This window comes from Streptomyces sp. NPDC053665 (genome assembly GCF_055585285.1).
Map to the genome: position 1 here is coordinate 55,394 of NZ_JBVJKK010000011.1, position 25,210 is coordinate 80,603.

Genomic DNA, 25,210 nt, shown 5'->3' on the forward strand with positions numbered 1-25,210 from the left:
CGGCGGCGGATCGCTGACGCCGCCCGCGCGCCGGGGCGATTCTGTGCGGGTCCCGAGCCTGTCTTTCCAGGAGTCCCCACGTGAACAGCCCTTGCTTCCGCATGCCCGCACGCCGACTGGCGACCGTCGCGACGGCCACGACCCTCGCCGCCGGAGCCATGGCGCTGACCGGCGTGAGCCCGGCGCACGCCACCGGCGACCACGGCCGCGCGAGCGCCGCCGTCCTGCGCACGGGCCTGGACGTCTCCCTGCTGAACAAGTCGGTGAACGTCCCGCTCGCCGTGTCCCTCAACGAGGTGCGGGCCCCGCAGAGCGCGGAGAAGAGCACGCTGACGGCCGAGCTCGACGCGGTGGACGGCGGCAAGCCGTTCAGCGTGCTGCGGGCCGAGGCGGCCCGGGCGACGGCCACCACGAGCGCCACGAAGGCCGAGGCGTCCGCCACCCTGGCCCACGCCCGGCTGCACGTCCCCGGGCTTCCGCTGCTGTCGGTCATCGAGATCGAGCAGGTCACGTCCAGGGCCACCTGCGAGGTCGGGAGGAAGCCGGTGGCCACGACCGACCTGCCCGGCTCGGTGACCGTGCTCGGCAAGCGCGTGCACCTCACCGCCGGCGGCCCCACCGACGTCGAGGTGCCCGGGGTCGGCGAGGTCCGGCTCGATCTGTCCCACGACCGCACGACAGCCCGCTCGGCGGCCGCCACGGCCCTCGAACTCAAGGTCTCCGTCAACCCGTTGAAGCTGAACGTCGCCGAGGTCGACGGCACCCTCACCCTGGCCGAGGCGAGCTGTGAGACACCCCGGCCCGCCGCGGCGGAGCAGCCCCCGTCCGCGTCCGCCGCCCCACCGGCCGCCGTGGAGCCGCAGGGCGCCCCGAAGGAGGAGAACCTGGCCGAGACGGGCGGCAGTTCGACCACGCCGTACGTGGCGGCGGGCGCCCTCGCCCTCCTGGCCGCGGGCGGAGCCGCCGTGGCCCTGTCCCGCCGCCGGGGGTGATCGCGCCGGACCCCCGGTGGGAGCCGGTCACGGCCGGTCGGCCGGAGGCGGATCCGTACGCGTGCCGAGCAGGCTCGTCTCCACGAAGGCGGAGGGGGCGTCGGTGTCGCCCGTGGCCTCGGCGACGAGGCAGACCATGCGGGTGCGCAGATCCGCCGCGGGTTCGGCCAACGCGTAGGTGCGCAGCACGAGTTCCAGCATCACCGCGTCGAACTCCGCCCCGAAGTCCGGGTACCGGTCCGGATCCCGCTCCGCCTCGGCCCGGACGATGCGCCACCCGCCGCCCTCGGACGCGTCCACCGGGCCGAACGCGGCCCGGTGGATCTCGTGTCCCGTCCAGCTCCTCAGCAGCCGGACGGCGTCCCCCGCGGGCACCACGTGCCACGTGCCCTCCATGGCGCGGCTGACATGCCCGAGCCGGATCGCGTCCCGTTCGGCCTCGCTCCACACGCATGCGGGCAGGACGGTCAGGGGCGCGGGTCGCACCATGGATTTCCCCATGCGTGCAGCCTGGTTGCCCTGCTCCCGATCGGGCGGGGCGGCCGGACGCCTCCGGTGTCAGTCCTCCAGCACGCTGCGCAGGGCCGCCAGGAACCCGTCCGTCGTCCTGCGGTCGCGGACCGCCAGCCGGAGCCACCGGTCGTCCAGGCCGGGGAACGTGTCGCCGCGGCGGACGGCGTACCCGAGGTCGCGCAGGCGGCCGCGTACGGCGGCCGCCCCGGGGAGGCGGATCAGCACGAAGGGGGCCTCGGCCGGTCCGGCGACGCGCAGTCCCGCGGGGGCGAGCCCGGCGAGGCCCGCCACGAGGTGGGCGCGGTCCGCGGCGATGCGGTGCGCGGCGTGCGCCGCCTCCGCCAGCGCCCGGGGCCCCACGCACGCCTCGGCGGCCGCCAGCGCGGGTGTGGACACCGGCCACAGCGGCTGCGCCCGCTCCAGCTCCTCGACGGTCTCCGGCGCCGCCAGCACGTAGCCGACCCGCAGCCCGGCCAGGCCCCACGTCTTGGTCAGGCTGCGCAGCACCACCAGGCCGGGCACGTCGACGCGCCCGGCCAGCGCCTCGCGTTCGCCCGGGACCGCGTCCATGAACGCCTCGTCCACCACCAGCACCCGGCCGGGCCGGGCGAGGGCGGTGATCGTGTCCGCGGGGTGCAGCACCGAGGTCGGGTTCGTCGGGTTGCCGATCACGACCAGGTCCGCGTCCTCGGGGACGGCGGCCGGGTCGAGCCGGAAGCCGTCCTCCTCGCGCAGCAGCACCCGGCCGACGGTGTGCCCGGCGTCCCGCAGCGCCGCCTCCGGTTCCGTGAACTGGGGGTGCACCACCACCGGCCGCCGCACCTTCAGCGCCCGGGCCAGCAGCACGAACGCCTCCGCCGCGCCCGCCGTCAGCAGCACCCGCTCCGCCGGCACGCCGTGCCGCCGCGCCACCGCCGCCCGCGCGGCCCGCCCGTCCGGGTAGGCGGCCAGGCCGGTCAGCGAGGCGGCGAGGTGCTCCAGCAGCCATGCGGGCGGTGTGTCCGCGCGGACGTTGACCGCGAGGTCGACCAGCGCGCCGCCGTCGTCCCGCACCTCGGCGTCCCCGTGGTGGCGCAGGTCGTGCCCGCTCTCAGTACGCATCCGTGTGCCCATGCTCAGTACGCATCCCTGTGCCCATGCCCTCGCTCGTGGTGGCCATCGGTGTTCCGGCCGGTGTCCGCGCCGCCGAGCCGTGCCACGGCGCAGGTCGCCCGCGCAGACCGGCGTTTGGGGACGAGGAGCGCGCCGCCGCGCAGCAGGGCGGCGGCCTCCGCGACAGAGGGCGTGCCCACGGCGGTGCGTGCCGCGTCCGACGGGTGGGGCACGCCGACCCGGGCCAGTTCCCCGGCCCCGTACGCCACCAGCGGTACCCCGAGCCGCCGCGCCGCCCCCACGACCCCGGGCTCCCCGGCCTTCGCCTCGACCGTGGCGAGCTCGGCGACACACGTGAGGGGCAGCCCGGCCTCGTGCAGGGCCGCCTCGACCAGCGCGAGCACCTCCGCGGCCGGTACCCCCTTCGACGCGCCGACCCCGACGACCACGCGGGCCCCCGCGCCCGGCGGCCCGACGCCGCTCATGGGAGGCGGCATCTCTCCACGAACCGGCGGGCGACCCCCGGCTCGGCCGCCCAGTGGGTGTGCAGATAGCTGGCGTGCACGGAACGCTGCACGAACCCCTCCACCCGGCGCTCGGCACCGAGCAGGCCCCACGCCGGCTCGGCGCCCGAGCCGGGCTCGACGGCGGTCCGGTGGAACTCGTGCCCCCGCATCCGGGTCCCCGCCGCCGCGAGGACGCTGTCGCCCACGGCCACCGCGTCCCGGTACCCCAGTGTGAGCCGCTCCGTCATCCGCGCCCCGGCGTCCAGCACCCCGCACATCGGCAGGCCGTCCAGCTCCCGGCACAGGTACAGCAGCCCCGCGCACTCGGCGGCCACCGGCGCCCCGCTGTCCGCCAGGACGGCGACGGCCTTGCGCAGCGGTTCGTTGGCCGACAGCTCCGAGGCGTACATCTCCGGGAACCCGCCCCCGATCACCAGCCCGCCCGTCCCGTCGGGCAGTTCGGTGTCCCGCAGCGGGTCGAACGGGACGACCTCGGCCCCGGCGGCCGTCAGCAGTTCGGCGTGCTCGGCGTAGGAGAAGGTGAACGCCGGCCCGCCGGCGACGGCGACCCGCGGCGCGGCACCCCTCGTCGGCGCACCGATCCCCGCCCCGGCACCGGACGCACCCCCGGCCCCGCCGCCGGGCCGGGGCCCGGCCGTCGCGCCGGGCAGCGTGCCCGCGATCGCCCCGGCCGCGTCCCACGGCGCACAGGACAGGTCGCCCGCCGTGCGCGCCAGCGCGGCCAGCGCGTCCAGGTCGCAGCCGGCCGCCACCTGCGCGGCCATCGCCGCGACGGCCGCCAGGGCCTCCGCACGCCGCTCGGCGACCGGGACCAGCCCCAGGTGCCGGGACGGCGTGTCCACCTGCGGTGCCCGCCGCAGCACCCCGAGCACGGGCACCCCGACGTGCTCCAGCGCCTCCCGCAGCAGGTTCTCGTGCCGGTCCGTGGCGACCTTGTTCAGGATCACGCCCCCGACCCGCACCTCCGGGTCCCAGGACACGAACCCGTGCACCAGCGCCGCCACCGACCGGGACTGCGACGACGCGTCCACGACCAGCACCACCGGCGCCCGCAGCAGCTTCGCCACGTGCGCCGTCGAGGCCAGCTCGCCCTGCCCCGCCGCCCCGTCGTAGAGCCCCATCACGCCCTCGACGACGGCGATGTCGCACCCGCGGGCCCCGTGCCGGAACAGCGGACCGACCAGGTCCGGGCCGCACAGGTACGCGTCGAGGTTGCGCCCCACCCGCCCGGTCGCGAGCGCGTGGTACCCGGGGTCGATGTAGTCGGGGCCGACCTTGTGCGGGGACACCGCGAGCCCCCGCGCGGCGAACGCGGCCATGAGCCCCGTGGCCACCGTGGTCTTGCCGCTCCTGGAGGCGGGCGCGGCGACGACCAGCCGGGGGACGGACGAGGACGACGTCACCACTCGATGCCCCTCTGCCCCTTCTGCCCGGCGTCCATCGGATGCTTGACCTTCGACATGTCGGTCACCAGATCGGCGAAGTCGACGAGTTCGGCGGGCGCGTTCCGGCCGGTGATCACGACGTGCTGGGTCCCGGGCCGGTGCCGCAGCACGTCGACGACCTCGGCGGGGTCGATCCACCCCCAGTGCAGCGGGTAGGCGAACTCGTCCAGCACGTACAGCCGGTAGGTCTCCGCAGCCAGGTCCCGCTTGACCTGCTCCCAGCCCTCCCGGGCCTTCTCCTCGTTGCTCGAGTTGTCGCCCTGGAGGCCGCGCTGCACCCAGGACCAGCCCTCGCCCATCTTGTGCCAGGCCACGGAGCCGCCCTCGCCGGAGGCGCCGAGCACCTTCAGCGCGTTCTCCTCGCCGACCTTCCACTTCGCCGACTTGACGAACTGGAACACCCCGATGGGCCATCCCTGGTTCCAGGCCCGCAGCGCGAGCCCGAAAGCGGCGGTGGACTTGCCCTTGCCGACGCCCGTGTGCACCATGACCAGCGGCCGGTTCCGGCGCTGACGGGTCGTCAGACCGTCGTCCGGAACGACACTCGGCTGTCCCTGCGGCATTACGCGGCCCTCCTCGAGGTTCCCTGCACATCCCTGACCAGCCCGGCGATCGAGTCGGCCCGCAGCTCGTCCAACGTCACGGCGGTTCCGCCCAGTTCACCGGCGAGCCGCCCGGCGAGCCCCAGCCGCACCGGCCCCGACTCGCAGTCCACGACCACGGACGCGACGCCCTCGGCCGCGAACAGCCGGGCCGCCCGGCCGGCCAGCGCCACTGGCTCCGGGCCACCGGTCGCCCGGCCGTCCGTCACGACCACCATCAGCGGCCGCCGCGCCGGATCCCGCAGCCGCTCCACCCGCAGCACGTCGTGAGCGCGCAGCAGCCCGGCGGCCAGCGGGGTGCGGCCGCCGGTCGGCAGCGTCTCCAGACGGGCCGCCGCCGCGTCCACCGACGAGGTCGGCGGCAGCGCGACGTCCGCGCCCGAGCCCCGGAAGGCCACCAGGCCCACCTTGTCCCGCCGCTGGTAGGCGTCCAGCAGCAGCGACAGCACGGCTCCCTTCACCGCGCCCATGCGCTTGCGGGCCGCCATCGACCCGGAGGCGTCCACGACGAACAGCACGAGGTTGCCCTCGCGGCCCTCGCGGGTGGCCTGCCGCAGATCGTCCCGGCGCACCACCAGACCCGGCCCCGACCTGCCGCGGGAGCGCTGGTGCGGCGCCGCGGCCTGCACGGTCGCCGCCAGGTGCAGCTTGGTCAGCGTGCCGCGCGGCCTGCGGGCCCCGGTCGTGCGCCCGTGCTCGGTCCGCGCCCGTGAACGCCGCCCCGCGGCCCCCTCGCCCAGACCGGGCACGCTCAGCACCTTGGTGCGGAACGGCTCGCCGGCCCCCACGGCCGGCTGCTCGCCGGCCCCGGGCCGCTGCGGCCGTCCCTCCTCGCCGGGCGCGGGGGAGTCCGCCGCGCCGTCGCCCTGCCCGGGTGCGTCGTCCCCGGGCTCGGGCCGGCCACCGCCCCCGCCGTCGGGACCGCCGCCGGGGCCGTCGGGCTCGTCCGGGCCGCCGCCGGGGCCGTCCGGACCCGGGTCGGGGTCCGGGTCGTCGTCGGAGAACTCCTCCAGGGTCTCGTCCAGCTTGCCCTCGTCCAGACCGGGCGCGTCGAAGGGGTTGCGGCGGCGCCGGTGCGGCAGCGCGAGCAGCGCGGCCTGCCGGACGTCCTCGGCCAGCACGTCCGTACGGCCCGCCCAGGCGGCCAGCGCGGTGGCCGTCCGGGCCATCACGATGTCGGCGCGCATGCCGTCCACCTCGAAGGCCGCGCAGGTCGCCGCGATCTGCCGCAGCGCCCCGTCGCCCAGCCGCACCGACGGCAGCAACTCCCGGGCGGCGGTGATCCGGGCCCGTACCTCGGCCTCCTCGTCCGCCCAGCGCGCGGCGAAGGCGGCCGGGTCGTCGTCGTGGGCCAGCCGGCGCCGTACGACCTCCACCCGCTGGTCGGGGTCGCGGGAGGCGGCGACCTCCACGGTCAGGCCGAACCGGTCGAGCAACTGCGGCCGCAGCTCGCCCTCCTCGGGGTTCATGGTGCCCACCAGCAGGAACCGGGCGGCGTGCCGCATGGAGACGCCCTCGCGCTCCACGTACGAGGCGCCCATCGCCGCCGCGTCGAGCAGCAGGTCGACCAGGTGGTCGTGCAGCAGGTTGACCTCGTCGACGTAGAGGATCCCGCGGTGCGCGTCGGCGAGCAGGCCGGGCTCGAAGGCCTTCACGCCCTCCGACAGCGCCCGCTCGATGTCCAGCGCGCCCACCAGCCGGTCCTCGGAGGCGCCGACGGGCAGTTCGACCATGCGGGCGGGGCGGTGCAGGCCGGCGGTCCCGGGCGCGTGCGGTCCGTCCGGGCAGGCGGGGTCGGGGGAGGCCGGGTCGCAGGAGAAGCGGCAGCCGGGGACGACGTCGACCTGCGGCATGAGCGCCGACAACGCCCGCACGGCCGTCGACTTGGCGGTGCCCTTCTCGCCGCGCACCAGCACACCGCCGACCGCCGGTGACACGGCGTTCAGCAGCAGCGCGAGCCGCAGATCGTCCTGGCCGACCACGGCGGTGAACGGAAACGGGGTGGTCACTGGTCGTCGCCCTCCAAGGTGCCTGTGCGTTCGGGGTGGGTGGCCCGCGGGGCCCGGGGCGCGCCGCTCACGCGGGAGCCCCCGGCGGCACGAAGGGCAGGCCCTTCGGCGGGCCGGACTCGATGAGCCGCCACAACGCGTCGGTGTCCGCGTGCTGTTCGATCAGGTCGCCGAGCCGGTCGAGCTGCTCCTCGCGCAGCGCGGCGAACGAGGTGTCCGGGGCCGGCACGAAACGCCGGCCCGAGGCCGCCGCGACCTCGCGCAGGAACGCCCGGCGGAAACCGTCCGACTCCAGCGAGCCGTGCCAGTGCGTGCCCCAGGTCTGGCCGACCCGGCAGCCGTCCAGGAACGGCGTGCCGCCCCGGACGTCGGCGACCCCGTGGTGGATCTCGTAGCCCTCGACGTGCTCCCCGAGGGCCTCGCCGGCCGGCCGGGTGAGGGTCTTCTCGCGCGCGAACCGCACCCGCACGGGCAGCAGTCCGAGCCCGTCGACCTTCCCGCGCCGGCTCTCGACGTCGTCCTCGATGTGCTCGCCGAGGATCTGGAAGCCGCCGCAGATGCCCAGGACGGGCCGCTGCTCGGCGGCCCGGCGGGCCAGCGCGCCGGCGAGCCCCCGCTCGCGCAGCCACTCCAGCGCGCGGACCGTGCCGCGGGTGCCGGGCACGACGACCAGGTCGGCGTCGGCCAGCTCCTCCGGCCGGTCCACGAACCGCACCACGACGCCCGGTTCGGCGGCCAGCGCGTCGACATCGGTGAAGTTGGACATCAGCGGCACGGCGCACACCGCGACGCGCAGCACGTCCTCGCCGACGGGCGGCGCGACGGCCGACTCCCGCACGGTCCCACGCAGCGAGACCCGCAGCCCGTCCTCCTCGTCGATGCCCAGCCCGTGCCGGAACGGCAGCACACCGTACGTCCGCCGCCCGGTGAGGCCCTCCAGCATCTCCAGCCCGGGGTCCAGCAGGGTGACGTCCCCGCGGAACTTGTTGACGAGGTACCCGGCGACGCATTCCTGGTCCTCGGGGGACAGCAGCGCCACCGTCCCGAAGAACGAGGCGAACACACCGCCCCGGTCGATGTCGCCGACGACGAGCACGGGCAGCCCGGCGTTCCGCGCGATGCCCATGTTGACGATGTCGGTCCGCCGCAGGTTGATCTCGGCGGGCGACCCGGCCCCCTCGCAGATCACCGCGTCGTACGTGCTCCGCAACTGCTCCAGGCAGTCCAGCACCGTCCCGAGCAGCCGCTGCTGCCGCCCGCCGTGGTAGCCGCGCGCGCTCATCTCCCCGACCGGCTTGCCCAGCAGCACGACCTGGCTGCTCTGCTCGCCGCCGGGCTTGAGCAGCACCGGGTTCATCAGCGCGGCCGGCTCGACCCGGCAGGCCTGCGCCTGCATGGCCTGGGCCCGGCCGATCTCCGCGCCCTCCCTCGTCACGAAGGAGTTGAGCGACATGTTCTGCGCCTTGAAGGGCGCGACCTTGACGCCCTGCCGCACCAGCCACCGGCAGATGCCCGCCGTCACGACGCTCTTGCCCGCGTCGGAGGTGGTGCCGGCCACGAGAAGCCCACCGCGCATGCTCATCTCCCCCTCTTCCTGCGTCGCGCACCGGTCAGCAGCCGGGCACCGGCGCACACCCCGAGCGCGAGCCAGCTCACCCGCCGCGACAGCCGCACGGCCCGTTCCACGTCGTCCGTGACGACGGCACGTCCCCCGGAGTTCAGCACGGGCCGGTGCTCCACCCGCCCGCCGTACGACAGCGTCCCGCCGAGCCGCACCCCGAGCGCCCCGGCGAACGAGGCCTCCACAAGGCCCGCGTTGGGGCTCGGATGCAGCCCCGCGTCGGCGCGCCAGGCCCGGACGGCCCCGCGCGGATCGGGTCCGGCCACGGCCGCGAGCGCGGCGGTCAGGCGGGCGCCCGGCCACCCCGCCACGTCGTCCAGCCGGGCCGAGGCCCAGCCGTAGCGCCGGTAACGGGCCGACTTGTGCCCGACCATGGCGTCCAGGGTGTTCACGGCGCGGAACCCGAGCAGCCCCGGCACCCCGCAAGCGGCTCCCCACACCAGGGCACCCACCACCGCGTCGGAGGTGTTCTCGGCGACGGACTCGACCACGGCCCGGGCGATGCCGTCGGCGTCGAGGGCCTGCGGGTCCCGTCCGCACAGGTGCGGCAGCCGGGCCCGGGCAGCCTCCACGTCCCCGGCCTCCAGGGCCCGGCCGATCGCCGCGGCCTCCCGGGCCAGCGACGTCCCCCCGACCACGGCCCAGGTGGCGGCGCCGGTCAGGGCGACGGAGGCGACGGCGGAACCCCGCGCGGCGCGCGCGGCGGCGCACCCGAGAGCGACGGCTCCTCCGGCGCACACGGCGGTGTGCAGCGCGCCCCACCCGCGGTGGTCCCGCCACAGCACCCGTTCCACGGCGCCCGCGGCCCGCCCGAACGCGGCGACCGGATGCCCGCGACGGGGGTCGCCGAGCAGCAGGTCACCGATCAGGCCGGCGGCGGCGCCGTACGCGAAGACGCGACCGGCACTCATCGGCTCAGCCGGCCGAAGGGGAGGTCGCAGGCGGGGTGTCGGGCCTCGGTCGGCAGCCGCGCATGGCGATGTGTCCTCACTCAGGGTGTCCACGCCCTGGTTCGAAGAGACCGGCGGTGAGAGTTCCTGGCTCCCGGGGCGTTCACCCCGGTGACAGTGGCGGGACCGCGCCGGACTCGCACCGGCTTCCTCTCCTGCCGCCGTATTGGCCCCGGCAGTCCACCACGGCCGCGAACAACCGTCAACTTGCCGTTGACCTGCGGGGGGAGAGTGTGCAGAACCCCACATCCCCCCGGTCACACGCGTGCCGGGCGGCACGGGACTCCAGGTCCCGTGCCGCCCGGCTGGACGCGCTCGTGCGGTGCGGCCGTCAGGCCATGATCAGGTAGATGCCGTAGCCCACGGCCGCCGCGCACGCGGCGAAGCAGGCGTAGGCGCCGGTGACGGCGAGGCCCGCGGAGCCGCCCTCGGCGGCCGCCCGCTCGCGGCGGGACAGACCGGTGATGCCGAGGGTGAACAGGCCCACCAGGGCCACGGTGACCACGAGGCTGACGCCGAAGACGGAACCGAGGGCCGCCCAGTCGATCTTCATCTCAGTGACTCTTCCTTGTTACCGGTGGCCGGATCAGACCGGGGTGGTCGTGGAGGTGGCCCGCTCGGAGGTGGCCTGCGCCGGGAACGCCGGGACCGGCTCCTCCGCGATCTGGCCCGCGGGCGGCGGCGTCACCGCGGCCATCGCCGTGGTCACCACGCCGGCCGGCTCCGCCTCCTCGGTGTCGTTGACGTTGGTGTGGTCGACGACCTCGCGGCGCGAGAGCTTCCAGATGGCCGCGCTGGAGGCGACCAGGAAGAGGGCCACCACGGCGGTGCCCCAGTCACCGAAGCCCGTGACGTACTCGGCGAGCGCGCCCACCAGGGCCGCGGCCGGCAGCGTCAGGCCCCACGCGACGAACATCCGCGTCGCCGTCGACCAGCGGACCACGCCGCCCTTGCGGCCGAGGCCCGCGCCCATCACGGCGCCGGAGACGGAGTGGGTGGTGGACAGGGAGAAGCCGAGGTGCGAGGAGGCCAGGATGACCGTGGCCGCGCTGGTCTGGGCGGCGAAGCCCTGCTGCGGCTGGAGGTCGGTCAGGCCCTTGCCCATGGTGCGGATGATGCGCCAGCCGCCCAGGTAGGTGCCGAGGGCGATGGCGACGCCCGCGGAGAGGATGACCCAGGTGGGCGGGTCCGAGTCGGGGGCGAGGGTGCCGCCGGCGACCAGGGCGAGGGTGATGATGCCCATGGTCTTCTGCGCGTCGTTGGTGCCGTGCGCCAGGGAGACCAGTCCCGCCGAGGCGATCTGGCCGGCCCGGTAGCCCTTCTTGGCGGATTCCGTGTCCTCGGCCCGCTTGCCCAGCTTGTAGGTCAGCCGCGCGCCGAGCATCGCCGCGATGCCCGCGACCAGCGGCGCGGCGATCGCCGGGATCAGCACCTTGGTGACCAGCACGTCGCCGTGCACCGCACCGGCGCCCGCCGAGGCGATCGTGGCGCCGATCAGACCGCCCATCAGGGCGTGCGAGGAACTGGACGGCAGACCGACCAGCCACGTCAGCAGGTTCCAGAGGATCGCGCCGACCAGGGCGGCGAAGATGACCTCGGGCCGGATGCCGGCCTCGTCGACGAGGCCTTTGGAGATCGTGTTGGCGACTTCCACGGAGAGGAAGGCGCCGACCAGGTTGAGGACGGCGGACATGGCGACCGCGACCTTGGGCTTCATGGCGCCCGTGGAAATGGTCGTGGCCATCGCGTTCGCGGTGTCGTGGAAACCGTTCGTGAAATCGAACGCGAGTGCGGTTACCACCACAATCGCGAGGATCAGCGAGAAGCTTTCCATTTACCCAGGCAATCGTTCGAGGTCGTTGGCTGGACGAACGTAGGTAACCCGAGTGAACGGAAGATGAACTGGGAGGGGCGCGGGAGTGTCCACAAACGAGGGTTGCCGTTCCGCCCTGCTGTCAGGGTCCCCGCCCTCCGGCGGCCGGATGCCCCGCGCGTACCGCTTCAGCCGATCGAGTGACCGCGGCAGCCCACAGGCAGAGTACCCGACGCGTAGTGACGGGTGATCGACCAGGGGTGATCGCAAGGACGCTGCGACGCCACCGGGGGCGCCGGCCGTCGGGGGGCGCGGCCGTATACGGGCGAGGTGCGCCGCCCGCCACCGGCCGGAACCGGCCCCGGCCCGGGGCGCCTTGCGCGGCCGCCTGGCAGGATCGCCGCATGGCGGAACAGCGGGACGGCACCGGGCACGGCGGACGGAATTCCGGCGAGGCGCAGGGCGCGCGGGACATGGGGGAGGCGCACGCCCGGGGAGCGACGCCCGAGGAGGCGCGCGCCTGGGAGGAGCTCGTCGCGACGGCCCGCCGGACGGTGACCGACGGGCTCGTCGTGGGCACCTCGGGCAACGTCTCGGTGCGCGTCGGCGACACCGTCCTCGTGACCCCCTCCGGCGTCCCCTACGACCGGCTCGCACCCGGCGACGTGACCGGCGTCGACCTCGACGGACGGCAGGTCCTCGGCACCCTCGTCCCGACCAGCGAACTGCCCATGCACCTCGCGCTCCACCGGTCCACCGACGCCCGGGCCGTCGTCCACACCCACGCCGTCCACGCCACGGCCGTCTCCACGCTCGTCACCGAGCTCCCGCTGATCCACTACATGGCCGCCGCCCTCGGCGGACCCGTCCGGGTCGCCCCCTACGCCACCTACGGCACCGACGAGCTCGCCGCGACCATGCTCCGGGCCCTCGACGGCCGCTCCGGCTGCCTCCTGCAGAACCACGGCACCGTCACCCACGGCGCCACCCTCGCCCAGGCCTACGACCGCACGGCCCAGCTGGAGTGGATGTGCCGCGTCTGGCTCACCGCCGCCTCCGTGCCCGGCCTGAGCCCGAGCCTGCTGTCCCGGCGGCAGCTGACCGAGGTGGAGGAACGCCTGCGCGGCTACGGCCAGCGCGGCTGACCGCACGGCGGCGGATCACCCCACGGCCCCCTCCCACTGGTCGCGCGGCGGCCCGGCCAGGACACTGGAGCGGTGCGCACTGTCAAAGCGACGGCCGCTGCCGTCACCGCCGTCCTGGGAGCCGGTGCCGCCGCGGTGGCCGCCGGCCGGTTCGCCAGCCACGCCGCGCTGAAGGCGCCCCCGGGCCGTCCGCTGCCCACCGAGCCGCGGCTCACGGTCCACGGCACGGCCGCCGGGCAGATCAGCCTCACCCGGGACCTCGCCGCCCTGCGACCCGGCCGCTACGGCCTGGCCGGGGACGGCTCCCACGCCGTCGTCGGCCCCGTCCTCCAGGGCGCCTCGCCCACCGCCGACACCGTCGTGCGCCGCCTGGAGGCCGTCACGCACGGCTCCTTCCAGCGCGGCGACAAGGCCTGGCTGACCCCCAACGTGTACGTCGGCAACCCCCGCACCGCCCTCGGCCTGGCGTACGAGGACGTCGACATCATCGGCGAACTCGGCCCCCTGCCCGCCTGGTTCGTCCCCGGCGCCCGGGAGACCTGGGTGATCACCGTGCACGGCCTGGGCACCAGCCGGGAACTCGCCCTCAACGTCATGGAGTTCCTCAACCGCCACCACTTCCCGGTGCTCGCCCCGGCCTACCGCGGAGACGTCGGCGCGCCCCGCTCGCCCGACGGCCTGAGCCACCTCGGCGAGACCGAGTGGCGCGACCTCGACGCGGCCATCCGGCACGCGGTGCGCCAGGGGGCCCGCCAGGTCGTCCTGCACGGCTGGTCCACGGGCGCCACCATGGCCCTGCGCGCCTCCGAGCGCTCGGGACTGCGCGACTACATCTCCGGGCTCGTCCTGGACTCCCCGGTCCTCGACTGGGAGACCACCCTGCGCGCCCTGGCCTCGGCCCGCCACACCCCGAGCGCGCTGCTGCCCCTGGCGGTGCGCGCCGCCCAGGGGCGCACCGGCCTCTACGGCGACCGCGTCGCCGACGCGCCCCCGTCCGACGGGCTGCGCGTCCCCGCACTGCTGCTGCACGGACCGGACGACGCGGTGGCGCCCTGGCGGCTCTCCCGCCGGCTCGCGGAGTCCCGCCCGGACACCGTCGCCCTGCACACGGTCGCCCACGCCCCGCACGGAGCCATGTGGAACGCCGACCCCAAGGGCTACGAGGAGGCCCTGCGCCGCTTCCTCACGCCCCTCATGTGACCGCCCGGCCCGGGTGGTCGAAGACACGGCTCGTTCGTCTCCCGGCCGACCGGTCGTAAGGATTCCGTTTAGTGCCGTACCACTGGCCGGTTCCCCTCCCCGAGCACCCCGGGGAGCCGGTGCCTTGGCCATCCTCGTCGCCCGCGGTGACATTCCGTTTGGGTTTTCGGACCGTCAACCGGAAGACTGCACCCGTGACGTCCCGTATCCCGCGCGACTCCAGGCTTCGACTCGTCCGCCCGCGACCCCTGGCCGCCGCCCCCCGAGCGATGAACCAGCGGCGCTCGCGCCGACCCGCGCCCCGCCCCCCGGAGGGCACCCCGGCCCCGGCGGAGCTGGCCCGAATGGCACGCCTGGGCCTGGCCGACGCGGCCCGCGTCGCCCGCTGGGCCGACACCGCGCTCGGCCCCGGCCGGGACGGCGCCACCGCCGACGGCAAGGCCACCCTCTCCGACGCGACCGCCGAACGGGCCGCGCTCGACCTCGGGCTGACCCCCGATCAGGTGCGGGCCGACTGGGACACCGCCCGCCTCGCCGGACTCGTCGAGGTGCACGGGGACAGCGCCCGCCCCGGCTGGCGGCTGCGCGCCTGGGACCGCGACGACAGTGCCGTGCTGCGCGGCTGGGTCGCCCTCTTCGACGCCTGGTCGCTCGCCTGCCCGGAGCCCGAGGGTTACGAGCCCGCCGCCGTCGCCGAGGTCGTCTCGGCCATGCCGCAGACGCTCACCTTCCTCCAGCTGTCCGCCGGCCCGGTCCCCGTGGAGCAGCTCCTCGACCTGCTGGAGCAGCGCGTCACCGAGCTGCGTACCGCCCGCTGCGAGGTGCCCTACGGCCCGCGGCCGGAGCCGCCCGCCGAGCCCGCGCCCGTCGACGCCCCGCTCGCCCCCCTGCTCGACTGGGCCCTGCGCGCCCTCGCCTCCGTCGGCGCCCTCACCTACGGCGACGGGCAGGCCACGCTCACCCCGCTCGGCAGCTGGGCCGTGTGGGTCAAGCTGGAGCAGATCTGCGTCGCCGCGCAGAGCCCCGCCGGGAACATCGAGCAGTCCGCCGAGGACATGCTGCGCGGTTGCGCCCAGCTGCGTCCCAACGCGGCCCGCGCCGAGTACCGCGCCTGGCTCGCGGCCCGGACCGTCGGCGGTGCCGTCACCGAGCTGCTGGCGGCCGCCCGCGGTGAGGACGCCCTGCTGCGCGGCCTGGCCTTCGAGGCGCTGCGGGTCGTCGGCGCCCCCGCCGAGCCGGACGTCCGCGCCGTGCTGGACGAGCCCACGCTGCGGCCGTACGCGCTGCTGTGGCTGGCCGAGCACGACGGAGCCGACCCGGAGGACGCCCACGAGGTCCTCACCCGCCAGGAGGCGACCTGGCTGTGGGTGGACACCGCCGCCGCCGTCGCCGACCACGGCGAGGCTCCGCTGCTCGTCAGACACCTGGAGTCCGCGGTGCAGCCGACCGTGCCGATGCTCCTGGACGAGGTCCGGGCGGTGGGGCACCCGCGCACCGTCCAGGTGCTCGTCGCCCTGGCCGCCGCCCACCCCGACCCCGCCCTGGCCAAGGCCGTACGCCGGGCCGCGTTCCAGGTGCACACCGGCGGCAGCTAGGGCCTAGCCGCCCGCCCCGGGCGCGTAGGTGCCGAAGCTCCAGACGTTGCCCTCGACGTCCCGGGCCATGTAGTCCCGGGACCCGTAGTCCTGGTCCGTCGGGGGCATCAGGATCTCCACCCCGTGCTCCACGGCACGGCGGTGGTGCGCGTCCACGTCATCCACCACCACGTACACCCCCGCGGCGCCGGCGCCCGTCATCGCCCGGTCGAAGACGGTGCCGGTGCCCCGGGTGCCGATCATCACCGCCCCGTTGCCCTGCACCAGCTCGGCGTGCAGGACCGAGCCGTCCTCGCCCTCGTACACCGACAGCTCCGTGAAGCCGAGACCCTCGGTGAGCTGGCGGATCGCCGCCTTCGCGTCCCGGTACAGCAGCGTCGGGCAGATGCTCGGACGTCCGCCGGACGTGCCTGCCATGCCGATCACTCCCTGGTCAGCGGTCGCCGGGACCCGGAGCGATCCGGACCCGCTCCGGCCGGTCCCTGTCCAGTCTGGCACCGGGCACGGCCCACGACCCGGCGAGACGAACCGAACACCCGCACGCAGAAAAACTGGTTGCACCGCCCCGTTAGACTGTCGTCATGGCCTTTCTCCTCGCGCATTAGACGGCGGGAACGTCCTCAGCCGCCCCTTCCCGCCCCCGTATCCGCCCTGGAGTCTGTCCGTGATCTCCGCTTCCGGTATCGAGCTGCGCGCCGGTGCCCGTGTCCTCATCGAGAACGCCACGTTCCGTGTCGCCAAGGGCGACCGCATTGGCCTGGTCGGCCGCAACGGCGCGGGCAAGACCACCCTCACCAAGTGCCTCGCCGGCGAGGGCATGCCCGCCGGGGGCACCATCACGCGCTCCGGTGAGGTCGGCTACCTGCCCCAGGACCCCCGCACCGGGGACCTCGACATCCTGGCGCGCGACCGCATCCTGTCGGCCCGCGGCCTCGACGTCCTGATCCGCAAGATGCGCGACAACGAGCAGCGCATCGCCAACGGCAAGGGCGCCACCCGCGACAAGGCGATGAAGCAGTACGAGCGCCAGGAGACGGAGTTCCTCACCAAGGGCGGGTACGCCGCCGAGGCCGAGGCCGCCACGATCGCCGCCGCGCTCAACCTGCCCGACCGGGTGCTCGGCCAGCCCCTGCACACGCTCTCCGGCGGTCAGCGCCGCCGCATCGAGCTGGCCCGCATCCTGTTCTCCGACGCGGACACCCTGCTGCTGGACGAGCCGACGAACCACCTCGACGCCGACTCGATCGTCTGGCTGCGCGACTACCTCAAGACCTACCGCGGCGGCTTCATCGTGATCTCCCACGACGTCGACCTGGTCGAGACGGTCGTCAACAAGGTGTTCTACCTGGACGCCAACCGCGCCCAGATCGATGTCTACAACATGGGCTGGAAGCTCTACCAGCAGCAGCGCGAGGCCGACGAGAAGCGCCGCAAGCGCGAGCGCGCCAACGCCGAGAAGAAGGCCGCCGCCCTGCACTCGCAGGCCGACAAGATGCGCGCCAAGGCCACCAAGACGGTCGCCGCGCAGAACATGGCCCGCCGCGCCGACAAGCTGCTCTCCGGCCTGGAGGCGGTGCGCCAGTCCGACAAGGTCGCCAAGCTCCGCTTCCCCGAGCCCGCGCCCTGCGGCAGGACCCCGCTGATGGCCGAGGGCCTGTCGAAGTCGTACGGCTCGCTGGAGATCTTCACCGACGTCGATCTGGCCATCGACAAGGGCAGCCGCGTGGTCATCCTCGGCCTCAACGGCGCGGGCAAGACCACCCTGCTGCGGCTGCTGGGCGGCGTCGAGCAGCCCGACACCGGCATGGTGGTCCCCGGGCACGGCCTGAAGCTCGGGTACTACGCCCAGGAGCACGAGACCCTCGACCCGGACCGCACGGTCCTGGAGAACATGCGCTCCGCCGCCCCGGACATGGATCTCGTCGAGGTGCGCAAGGTGCTGGGCTCGTTCCTGTTCTCCGGCGACGACGTCGACAAGCCGGCAGGAGTCCTCTCCGGCGGTGAGAAGACCCGCCTCGCCCTCGCCACCCTCGTGGTGTCCTCGGCGAACGTGCTGCTGCTCGACGAGCCGACCAACAACCTCGACCCGGCCAGCCGCGAGGAGATCCTCGGGGCGCTGCGCACCTACAAGGGCGCCGTCGTCCTGGTCACGCACGACGAGGGCGCCGTCGAGGCGCTCCAGCCGGAGCGGATCATCCTGCTGCCGGACGGCGTCGAGGACCTGTGGGGCGCCGACTACGCGGATCTCGTCGCCCTGGCCTGACCTGCCCGTGCCGCCGGTACCGTCCGGCCGCAGGCGTGATCAACGGCGTATGGATCATTCGGCCCAACGGTGATCCATCATCTGTGTGAGATCTCCTCGTACCGAGGTGTGTCCTACATCGATTTCGCGGCCGAGTCCCCGATCCTCCGGGGCTCGGCCGCGCCGCCTTTCTGACCTGGCCTTTCCCGCCCCGACGCGTTCGGCCGGGCGGACGGCCCTCTTCGGAATCACAGATTCCGGATGTGGGGACGCGCTCCCGTCGTCACAACCTTGTCTCACGGACCTTGCCGAATGGGTGGCCATCGCGGCCCGGAGGGGTGATCATGAGGAGACCAGAGCGCACTTCCTTGAGGAGGCACGGGTGGCCGAGACTCTGAAGAAGGGCAGCCGGGTGACCGGCGCCGCGCGCGACAAGCTCGCGGCAGACCTGAAGAAGAAGTACGACGCCGGTGCGAGCATCCGGGCGTTGGCCGAGGAGACCGGCCGCTCGTATGGCTTTGTGCACCGCATGCTCAGTGAGTCGGGCGTCACGCTGCGCGGGCGCGGCGGGGCGACCCGGGGCAAGAAGGCCACGGCCTGACCCCGGGTGGCCCCACGGCTTCGATGGTGGCCACCCGGTCGTCCCACTGACCGGCCGGGTGGTTACTGTGCAGTCACTTGAGCGTGCCGTGAGGCGGCGGACAGCCGTCGCGCGGCACGGAAGGCGACCGCACACATCGGAGGCGTCCCATGGCTTCGCCCGACCAGGACCTCGTTCCCGTACTCGACAAGGACGGCGTACGGCTCACCGTGGACGACGCGATCGCCACGGTGACGCTGACCAACCCGGACAAGCGCAACGCGCAGAGCCCCGCTCTGTGGCGGGCGCTGACCGAGGCCGGCCGGCAGCTGCCGGGCTCCGTCCGCGTCGTGGTGCTCCGGGCCGAGGGCAAATCCTTCTCGGCCGGGCTCGACCGGCAGGCGTTCACGCCCGAGGGCTTCGACGGCGAGCCGTCGTTCATCGACCTCGCCCGCGGTTCCGACGCCGAGCTGGACGCGACCATCGCCGAGTACCAGGAGGCGTTCACCTGGTGGCGGCGCAGCGACCTCGTCTCCGTCGCGGCCGTCCAGGGGCATGCCATCGGGGCGGGCTTCCAGCTCGCCCTGGCCTGTGACCTGCGCGTCGTCGCCGACGACGTGCAGTTCGCCATGCGCGAGACGAGCCTCGGACTCGTGCCCGACCTCACCGGCACGCACCCGCTGGTGGGCCTCGTGGGATACGCCCGCGCGCTGGAGATCTGCGCGACCGGGCGCTTCGTCACGGCCGACGAGGCCGTGAGCACCGGGCTCGCCAACGTGGCCGTGCCCACCGGCCAGCTCGACGACACCGTGCGCGACCTCGTCGCGGCCCTCCTCGCCGCGCCCCGCGACGCCGTGATCGAGACCAAGGCCCTGCTGCGCGGCGCCCAGGACCGCACCTACGAGGAGCAGCGCGGCGCCGAGCGCCAGGCCCAGGCACGCCGGCTGCGGGACCTCGCGGGCGTCGGCGACTGAGAGCGCGGCCCGGCCGGAAGCGCGGTCAGCCGACCGCGCTCACGACGACCGCCACCGTCGGCCGGTCGGGCAAGGCCGCGCCGACCGCCTCGCGGACGGCGCGCGCCACGTCCCGGCTGCGGTGGTCCGCGGCCACCGCCACCTCCAGCCGGACGTGGCGGTGCGTCAGCGCGGCCTCGTGCGGGACCTCTTCCAGATGCACCGGCCGGCCCAGGGTGCCGGTCAGCCGCAGCACGCCCGGAACCGCCCGGGCGGCGGCGGCCACGACGCCCGCGTCGCCGTCCTCGGCCCGCGCCTGCGGCGGCAGTTCGGGCTCCTCGACGGCCGGCCGCTCCACGTCCTGCTCGTCCAGCAGGCCCGTCACCCGCAGGTCCACGTCCGACACGTCGAGACCGAGCCGCTGCGCCGCCGCCGTGGCCAGCGCCTCCCGCAGCTGCGCCGACGTCGCCGGCAGCGGCCGCGACGCCGTGGCCGCGAAGTCCGCCGTCACCCGGAGGGGCCCGAACGGCAACGCGCTCGGCGGAGCCGGCACAGCGGACTCCTCCGCGTCCTCCGGGTCGGCCAGCGCGATCCGCAGCGGGCCCAGGCGCACGCCCGGGACGCCCCGCACCGCGCCCGCCAGCACCGCCTCGGCCGCCCGCTCCGTGATCCACGCGCCGTCCCGCGCGTCACCGAGGGGCAGCAGCCTGCCGATGCCCAGCTGATGTCTCACTGCCTGCGTCCAGCGATCCGCCGTCATTCCTCCAGCCTGCCGCATCAGAGGCGCGCTTCCGCGCAACCGTGCTTACCGTGGGTCTCAGGACGACGACCGAAAAGGACGTACGGCGATGACTGACATGACGGAGAACCGGGGCGGGGAGAGCGAGTCGGCGGCGGCGCGCAGGAGCCCGCTGGCCAAGCACGGCGGTGGCGACCCGGGTTCCCGGGGCCGGACCACCATCGCCGACGGCGTCGTGGAGAAGATCGCGGGCCTGGCCGCCCGGGACGTGGACGGCGTGCACGCCATGGGCAGCGGCCTGTCCCGCACCTTCGGCGCCGTGCGCGACCGTGTGCCGGGCGGTCAGAAGTCGGGCGTGACCCGCGGCGTGAAGGCCGAGGTCGGCGAGGTGCAGGCGGCCCTCGACCTGGAGATCGTCGTCGACTACGGCGTGTCGATCGCCGATGTCGCCCGCGACGTGCGGGAGAACGTCATCACCGCGGTCGAGCGGATGACGGGCCTGGAGGTCGTCGAGGTCAACATCGCGGTGAGCGACGTGAAGCTGCCCGACGAGGAGGAGGAAGAGCCGGAACGCCGGATCCAGTGAGCCACCGGTCCACGGACGACCCCACACAGGCTGAGGAGCTGAGGAGCGCATGAGCATGGCCGTGGCCGGCATGATCGCCGGCATGGCACTGGCGTTCGCCGGATATTTCGGTGGATTCGGTGCCTTCCTGCTGGTGGCGGCACTGGGCGCCGTCGGCTTCGTCGTCGGCCGGTTCCTGGAGGGGGACATGGAACTCGGCGACTTCTTCCGCACCCGTGAACGGCGGCGGTGACACCGATGAGCGCGGGGGCCGGTGAACTCGAACGATCCCCGGCCGTCGTGCCGCCGGGGGAGCGCGGGGCGACCCGGATCGCCGACCGGGTCGTCTCCAAGGTCGCCTCACAGGCGGCCCGCGAGGCCGTCGGGACACTGCCGCCGTCCGCCGGGGCGCCCTCCGCGACCGTGGTGGTGCACCACGACGTCGCCCACGTCCGGGTGCACGTCGAACTCGACTACCCGTGCGACATCGGCGACCGGTGCCGCCGTGTGCGCCGGCGGGTCGCCGAACGGGTGGGCACCCTGGTGGGCATGGAGGTACCCGAGGTCGTCGTCCACGTCGAGCGGCTGCACCTGGCCCCCGCCCTGGGCGCGGCACAGGGGAGGACGCGATGAGCCGGCCCCACGGCTCCGAGCCGTCGCAGGACGACACGCGACGCCTGCCGGTCGTGGAGGCGCAGGGGAACGGCCCCGGCCCCGGGGAGACGCCGCCCGGTGACGGACCGCAGCAGCCCGCCCCCGAGAAGGCGACCGGCCGCGCGGGCCGCTTCTGGTCGGCGCGCCGCGTCCCGGCGGGCATCGTCGCCCTGCTCCTGCTGGGCCTCGCCGGACTGTTCCTCTACGACATCGTCTCCGTCCGCGCCGGCCGGCCGGGCATGTACTGGCGCCGCGAGCTGGCCGACCAGCTCGCCGAACTGCCCCTGGACGACACCTGGGTGCTCGTCGGGGCCGGGGTCGCCGCCGCCCTCGGGCTCTGGCTCCTGGTCCTCGCCTGCACGCCCGGTCTGCGGTCCGTGCTCCCCATGCGGCGCACCCATCCCGACGTACGGGCCGGGCTGCACCGGGACGCCGCCGCGACCGCCCTGCGCGACCGGGCCATGGAGGTGCCCGGTGTGCAGTCGGCACGGGTGAAGGTGCGCAGGCGCCGGGCGGCCGTGCGGGCCGAGTCGCACTTCCGTGAACTGGACGACGTACGAACCGACCTGGACGACGTGCTCACCGGAGCGGTCGGCGGCCTGGGCCTGTCCCACCCGCCCGCGCTCAAGGTGCGGGTGCGGCGGCCCGGCCGGAAGGGGTGAGAGCGGTGCTCAGGATCGTCGACCGCGTGTTCCTCGCACTGGTGGGCCTGGTGCTGCTGGTGCTGGGCGGCTCCGTCCTGGCCGTGGGCCTCGGCGCGCCCGTGCCCTCGTGGTGGATCCACCACGACCGGCACGACGTGCTGCTGAGCGAGGCCGAGCGCACCCGCTGGCAGGACGAGAGCTGGTGGTGGCCCGTCGTCATCGCCGCGCTGGCCGTCCTGCTGCTGCTCGCCCTGTGGTGGCTCGTCGCCGTGCTGCGCCGCCGCCGCCTCGCCGAGGTCCTCGTCGACACCGGCGACGGCGAGGGGGCCCTGCTGCGCGGCCGGGCCGTGGAGGACGTCCTCACCCAGGAGGCCGCCCACATCGACGGTGTGGGCCGGGCCCAGGCCCGTCTGACGGGCCGCCACAGCACCCCCGAGGCCCGGGTGCGCCTCGCGCTGGAGCCGCACGTGGACCCCGGGACGGCGCTGCACGACTTCGCCGCCGGCCCCCTGACCCACGCCCGGGCCTCGGCCGGTCTGGAGTCGCTGCCCGCCGAGGTGCGGCTGAAGGGCGTCAAGCACGGGGCCGAACGGGTCAGTTGAGACCGGCCCGGGGCGGCGGGCGGCTCAGAAGCCGTGCCGGGCGCCGCCGTCGACGGGCACCATGACCCCCGTCAGGTAGGACGCCGCGGGCGACAGCAGGAACGCGGCCACCCGGCCGAACTCCTCGGGCGCCCCGTAGCGCCGCAGCGGGATCCGCGACTCCGACGCCGCCCGGGTGGCCTCCGGGTCCGCCGACAGCGCGTCCAGTTCACGCACCCGGTCCGTGTCGATCCGCCCGGGCAGCACCCCGACCACCCGGATCCCGCGCGGTCCGAGCTCCGCGGACAGCGACTTGGCGAACCCGGCCAGCCCGGGGCGCAGCCCGTTGGAGATGGTCAAGCCGGGGATCGGCTCGTACACCGACCCGGACAGCACGAACCCGACGACACCCCCGGCGTCCAGCTCGGCCGCCGCGGCGCGGGCCAGCCGCACCGCGCCGAGGAACACCGACTCGAACGCCGTCTGCCACTGCTCGTCGGTGTTGTCGGCGACGAAACCGGCCGGCGGCCCGCCCACGCTCACCAGGACGCCGTCGAAGCGGCCGAAGTGCTCGCGCGCGGCAGTGATCAGCCGTTCCGCCGCCTCCGGATCGGCGTTGTCGACGGCCACCCCGACCGCGTTCGGTCCCAGCGCGGCCGCCGCGTTCGCCACGCTCTCCTCGTCCCGCCCGGAGACGACCACCTTCGCCCCGTCCGCGACGAGCTCGCGCGCGGAGGCGTGACCGAGGCCGCGCGTGGCCCCGGTGACGACGTACACCCGGTCCTTCAGTCCAAGATCCATGGCCCCTATCCTGCCCCGTCCTCCCCGAACAAGGCGAGGGCGGTGTGCACCAGGCCGATGTGGCTGAACGCCTGCGGGACGTTGCCGAGCTGCCGGCCGGCCACCGGGTCGTACTCCTCGGACAGCAGGCCGACGTCGTTGGCCAGGCCCACCAGCCGCTCGAACAGCTCCCGGGCCTCCTTCGTCCGGCCCGCCATGTGCAGCGCGTCCGCCAGCCAGAACGAGCACACCAGGAAGGTGCCCTCGCTGCCGGGCAGGCCGTCGACCTCCGTGACGTCGGACGGGGTGGTGCTGTAGCGGCGCAGCAGGCCGCCGTGCTCCAGCTCCTCGCGGACCGCGTCGATGGTGCCGATCACCCGCGGGTCGTCCGGCGGCAGGAACCCGACGCGCGGGATGAGCAGCAGGGCGGCGTCCAGCTCACGCGAGCCGTAGGACTGCGTGAAGGTGTTGCGCTCGGCGTCGTAGCCCTTCTCGCAGACCTCGCGGTGCACCTCCTCGCGCAGCGCCCGCCAGCCGTCCAGGTCGCCGTCCAGCTCCGGGTGGGCCTCCAGGGTGCGCACGGCCCGGTCGGCGGCCACCCACACCATCACCTTCGAGTGCACGAACTGGCGCCTGCCGCCGCGCACCTCCCACAGCCCCTCGTCCGGCTGCCGCCAGTGCGTGCGCAGGAAGTCCATCAGGGCCCGCTGCAGCGCCCACACGTCGGGCTGCGGCGACAGCCCCGACTCGCGGGCCAGCGACAGGGAGTCCATGACCTCGCCGTAGACGTCCAACTGGAGCTGGTTCACGGCGTCGTTGCCGATCCGCACGGGCGCGGACCCCTCGAAGCCGGACAGCCAGGGCAGCTCGAACTCGGGCAGCCGCCGCTCGCCCGCCACCCCGTACATGATCTGCAGGTCGGCCGGGTCGCCCGCGACCGCGCGCAGCAGCCAGTTCCGCCAGGCCTCGGCCTCCTCCTGGTAGCCCGCGGCGAGCAGGGCGTTGAGGGTGAGGGTGGCGTCGCGCAGCCAGCAGTAGCGGTAGTCCCAGTTGCGCACCCCGCCGGGCTCCTCGGGCAGGGAGGTGGTGGCGGCGGCGACGATGCCGCCGGTCGGGGCGTAGGTGAGCGCCTTGAGCGTGATCAGGGAGCGCACCACCTCGTCGCGGTACGGCCCGTCGTAGCGGCAGTGCGCGACCCAGGCCCGCCAGTCCTCGACGCTGTGGCGCAGGGACTCGTGGGGGTCGACCAGAGCCGGGCGCGGTTCGTGCGAGGGGTGCCAGGTCAGGACGAACGCGACCTTCTCCCCCTTCTTGACCGTGAACTCGGCGTGCGTGGCGAAGTCCTCGCCCCAGCTGTGGACCTCCGGTTCGCTGCGCAGCCAGGCCGAGTCGGGGCCGGCGACGGCGACGCGGTGGCCGTCGGACCGGCGCACCCACGGGACGATCGACCCGTAGTCGAAGCGCAGCTTCAGGACGCTGTGCAGCGTCACCTCGCCGTCGAGACCCTCGACGATCCGGACGAGGTCGGGGGCCTGGTCGCGCTGCGGCATCAGGTCGGTGACCCGCACCGCGCCCTGCTCCACCTCCCACTCCGTGTCCAGGACGAGGGTGTCGTGGCGGTAGGCGCGCCGGGTGCAGCGGTCCGCCCCGACGGGGGCGATGCGCCAGTGGCCGTTGTCCTCGTCGCCGAGCAGCTTGGCGAAGCAGGCGGCGGAGTCGAACCGGGGCAGGCACAGCCAGTCCACGGATCCGTCCGTGGAGACCAGGGCCGCCGTCTGTTCGTCGCCGATGAGCGCGTAGTCCTCGATACGGGGGTGCACGCAGTGCGGGTTCCCGGCAAGTCGGCGCCGCAATCAGGGCAGAGGCCCCTGTGGGTGACATGTTCCCGACGGCGTGGACCCCACTCAGCGGGGGAGGGCCGACGGCGCCTCGGACCGCCCCCTCGGAGCGGCGGACCGCCTCGGACCG

General features: G+C 74.8%; 25 protein-coding genes, 1 pseudogene and 1 riboswitch. Of the genes and pseudogenes, 12 read left to right on the forward strand and 14 right to left on the reverse strand.

Features of this window, described 5'->3' with window-relative positions; all coding sequences use genetic code 11:
• Window positions 1-80 precede the first annotated feature (80 nt).
• A complete protein-coding gene (locus ACZ6ZN_RS31970; RefSeq protein WP_469651654.1) occupies window positions 81-992 on the forward strand; it encodes an SCO1860 family LAETG-anchored protein in 912 nt (303 codons plus the stop codon).
• Window positions 993-1,019: 27 nt separating this feature from the next.
• Here the strand turns inward: ACZ6ZN_RS31970 and ACZ6ZN_RS31975 are convergent, their stop codons facing one another.
• The 10 genes and pseudogenes from ACZ6ZN_RS31975 to ACZ6ZN_RS32020 all read right to left on the reverse strand — a co-directional run bounded on the left by ACZ6ZN_RS31975 (window position 1,020) and on the right by ACZ6ZN_RS32020 (window position 11,585).
• On the reverse strand, window positions 1,020-1,493 hold the full coding sequence (locus ACZ6ZN_RS31975; RefSeq protein ID WP_469651656.1) for a hypothetical protein: 474 nt from the start codon (window positions 1,491-1,493) through the stop codon (window positions 1,020-1,022).
• A gap of 57 nt (window positions 1,494-1,550) precedes the next feature.
• Window positions 1,551-2,606, reverse strand: coding sequence for an Rv2231c family pyridoxal phosphate-dependent protein CobC (gene cobC / locus ACZ6ZN_RS31980; protein ID WP_469651658.1), 1,056 nt, complete (start codon window positions 2,604-2,606; stop codon window positions 1,551-1,553).
• An 80-nt stretch (window positions 2,607-2,686) separates the two neighbouring features.
• Window positions 2,687-3,046, reverse strand: a pseudogene (locus ACZ6ZN_RS31985) (cobalamin biosynthesis protein); the annotation flags it as partial.
• 32 nt (window positions 3,047-3,078) lie between these two features.
• A complete protein-coding gene (locus ACZ6ZN_RS31990; protein WP_469651659.1) occupies window positions 3,079-4,527 on the reverse strand; it encodes a cobyrinate a,c-diamide synthase in 1,449 nt (482 codons plus the stop codon).
• A complete protein-coding gene (cobO, locus tag ACZ6ZN_RS31995) occupies window positions 4,524-5,132 on the reverse strand; it encodes a cob(I)yrinic acid a,c-diamide adenosyltransferase (protein WP_398112400.1) in 609 nt (202 codons plus the stop codon). The genes ACZ6ZN_RS31990 and cobO overlap by 4 nt, the downstream gene beginning before the upstream one ends.
• Entirely contained in the window at window positions 5,132-7,180 is a 2,049-nt protein-coding gene (locus tag ACZ6ZN_RS32000; RefSeq protein ID WP_469651661.1) for a putative cobaltochelatase, read from the reverse strand. Before ACZ6ZN_RS32000 ends, cobO begins: the two co-directional genes overlap by 1 nt.
• Window positions 7,181-7,247: 67 nt before the next feature.
• A complete protein-coding gene (locus tag ACZ6ZN_RS32005) occupies window positions 7,248-8,756 on the reverse strand; it encodes a cobyric acid synthase (RefSeq protein ID WP_469651663.1) in 1,509 nt (502 codons plus the stop codon).
• A 2-nt stretch (window positions 8,757-8,758) separates the two neighbouring features.
• Complete coding sequence (locus ACZ6ZN_RS32010; RefSeq protein WP_469651665.1) at window positions 8,759-9,712, reverse strand: cobalamin biosynthesis protein; 954 nt, start codon at window positions 9,710-9,712, stop codon at window positions 8,759-8,761.
• Window positions 9,713-9,813: 101 nt separating this feature from the next.
• Window positions 9,814-9,951: riboswitch (cobalamin riboswitch) on the reverse strand.
• Between the two features lie 131 nt (window positions 9,952-10,082).
• Entirely contained in the window at window positions 10,083-10,304 is a 222-nt protein-coding gene (locus ACZ6ZN_RS32015; protein ID WP_369197704.1) for a hypothetical protein, read from the reverse strand.
• Window positions 10,305-10,337: 33 nt separating this feature from the next.
• Window positions 10,338-11,585, reverse strand: a complete 1,248-nt coding sequence (locus ACZ6ZN_RS32020; RefSeq protein ID WP_398111676.1) for an inorganic phosphate transporter — start codon at window positions 11,583-11,585, stop codon at window positions 10,338-10,340.
• Window positions 11,586-11,968: 383 nt separating this feature from the next.
• On the opposite strand from ACZ6ZN_RS32020, the gene ACZ6ZN_RS32025 reads away from it, so the two are divergent.
• The 3 genes from ACZ6ZN_RS32025 to ACZ6ZN_RS32035 all read left to right on the forward strand — a co-directional run bounded on the left by ACZ6ZN_RS32025 (window position 11,969) and on the right by ACZ6ZN_RS32035 (window position 15,504).
• Window positions 11,969-12,709 carry a class II aldolase/adducin family protein gene (locus tag ACZ6ZN_RS32025; RefSeq protein ID WP_469651667.1) on the forward strand — a complete coding sequence of 247 codons (741 nt, stop codon included), beginning with the start codon at window positions 11,969-11,971 and terminating at the stop codon, window positions 12,707-12,709.
• Window positions 12,710-12,781: 72 nt separating this feature from the next.
• On the forward strand, window positions 12,782-13,909 hold the full coding sequence (locus ACZ6ZN_RS32030; RefSeq protein ID WP_398111678.1) for an alpha/beta hydrolase family protein: 1,128 nt from the start codon (window positions 12,782-12,784) through the stop codon (window positions 13,907-13,909).
• A 194-nt stretch (window positions 13,910-14,103) separates the two neighbouring features.
• On the forward strand, window positions 14,104-15,504 hold the full coding sequence (locus tag ACZ6ZN_RS32035) for a hypothetical protein (RefSeq protein WP_469651669.1): 1,401 nt from the start codon (window positions 14,104-14,106) through the stop codon (window positions 15,502-15,504).
• A gap of 3 nt (window positions 15,505-15,507) precedes the next feature.
• Here ACZ6ZN_RS32035 and ACZ6ZN_RS32040 read toward each other — a convergent pair whose 3' ends face one another.
• Window positions 15,508-15,921, reverse strand: a complete 414-nt coding sequence (locus ACZ6ZN_RS32040) for a VOC family protein (protein WP_469651671.1) — start codon at window positions 15,919-15,921, stop codon at window positions 15,508-15,510.
• 247 nt (window positions 15,922-16,168) lie between these two features.
• On the opposite strand from ACZ6ZN_RS32040, the gene ACZ6ZN_RS32045 reads away from it, so the two are divergent.
• The 3 genes from ACZ6ZN_RS32045 (at window position 16,169) to ACZ6ZN_RS32055 (ending at window position 19,300) form a co-directional block, all read left to right on the forward strand.
• Entirely contained in the window at window positions 16,169-17,767 is a 1,599-nt protein-coding gene (locus tag ACZ6ZN_RS32045) for an ABC-F family ATP-binding cassette domain-containing protein (RefSeq protein WP_398111681.1), read from the forward strand.
• Window positions 17,768-18,128: 361 nt separating this feature from the next.
• Entirely contained in the window at window positions 18,129-18,347 is a 219-nt protein-coding gene (locus tag ACZ6ZN_RS32050) for a helix-turn-helix domain-containing protein (protein WP_010037790.1), read from the forward strand.
• A 149-nt stretch (window positions 18,348-18,496) separates the two neighbouring features.
• Complete coding sequence (locus ACZ6ZN_RS32055) at window positions 18,497-19,300, forward strand: enoyl-CoA hydratase/isomerase family protein (protein WP_469651673.1); 804 nt, start codon at window positions 18,497-18,499, stop codon at window positions 19,298-19,300.
• A 25-nt stretch (window positions 19,301-19,325) separates the two neighbouring features.
• On the opposite strand, the gene ACZ6ZN_RS32060 is transcribed toward ACZ6ZN_RS32055, so the two are convergent.
• On the reverse strand, window positions 19,326-20,039 hold the full coding sequence (locus tag ACZ6ZN_RS32060; RefSeq protein ID WP_469651675.1) for a nucleopolyhedrovirus P10 family protein: 714 nt from the start codon (window positions 20,037-20,039) through the stop codon (window positions 19,326-19,328).
• A gap of 88 nt (window positions 20,040-20,127) precedes the next feature.
• Between ACZ6ZN_RS32060 and ACZ6ZN_RS32065 the strand changes: the two genes are divergently transcribed.
• The 5 genes from ACZ6ZN_RS32065 to amaP are packed head-to-tail and all read left to right on the forward strand — an operon-like array spanning window position 20,128 to window position 22,483.
• Entirely contained in the window at window positions 20,128-20,604 is a 477-nt protein-coding gene (locus ACZ6ZN_RS32065) for an Asp23/Gls24 family envelope stress response protein (RefSeq protein WP_398111684.1), read from the forward strand.
• A 49-nt stretch (window positions 20,605-20,653) separates the two neighbouring features.
• Window positions 20,654-20,836 carry a hypothetical protein gene (locus ACZ6ZN_RS32070; RefSeq protein WP_398111685.1) on the forward strand — a complete coding sequence of 61 codons (183 nt, stop codon included), beginning with the start codon at window positions 20,654-20,656 and terminating at the stop codon, window positions 20,834-20,836.
• 5 nt (window positions 20,837-20,841) lie between these two features.
• Window positions 20,842-21,216 carry an Asp23/Gls24 family envelope stress response protein gene (locus ACZ6ZN_RS32075; protein WP_469651678.1) on the forward strand — a complete coding sequence of 125 codons (375 nt, stop codon included), beginning with the start codon at window positions 20,842-20,844 and terminating at the stop codon, window positions 21,214-21,216.
• Entirely contained in the window at window positions 21,213-21,899 is a 687-nt protein-coding gene (locus ACZ6ZN_RS32080) for a DUF6286 domain-containing protein (protein WP_469651680.1), read from the forward strand. Before ACZ6ZN_RS32075 ends, ACZ6ZN_RS32080 begins: the two co-directional genes overlap by 4 nt.
• Window positions 21,896-22,483 carry an alkaline shock response membrane anchor protein AmaP gene (gene amaP, locus ACZ6ZN_RS32085; protein WP_398111688.1) on the forward strand — a complete coding sequence of 196 codons (588 nt, stop codon included), beginning with the start codon at window positions 21,896-21,898 and terminating at the stop codon, window positions 22,481-22,483. Before ACZ6ZN_RS32080 ends, amaP begins: the two co-directional genes overlap by 4 nt.
• Before the next feature lie 24 nt (window positions 22,484-22,507).
• Here the strand turns inward: amaP and ACZ6ZN_RS32090 are convergent, their stop codons facing one another.
• Both ACZ6ZN_RS32090 and ACZ6ZN_RS32095 read right to left on the reverse strand, forming a co-directional pair.
• Entirely contained in the window at window positions 22,508-23,263 is a 756-nt protein-coding gene (locus ACZ6ZN_RS32090) for an SDR family oxidoreductase (protein WP_451877413.1), read from the reverse strand.
• 5 nt (window positions 23,264-23,268) lie between these two features.
• Window positions 23,269-25,062 carry a glycoside hydrolase family 15 protein gene (locus tag ACZ6ZN_RS32095; RefSeq protein ID WP_398111690.1) on the reverse strand — a complete coding sequence of 598 codons (1,794 nt, stop codon included), beginning with the start codon at window positions 25,060-25,062 and terminating at the stop codon, window positions 23,269-23,271.
• Window positions 25,063-25,210: the final 148 nt, after the last annotated feature.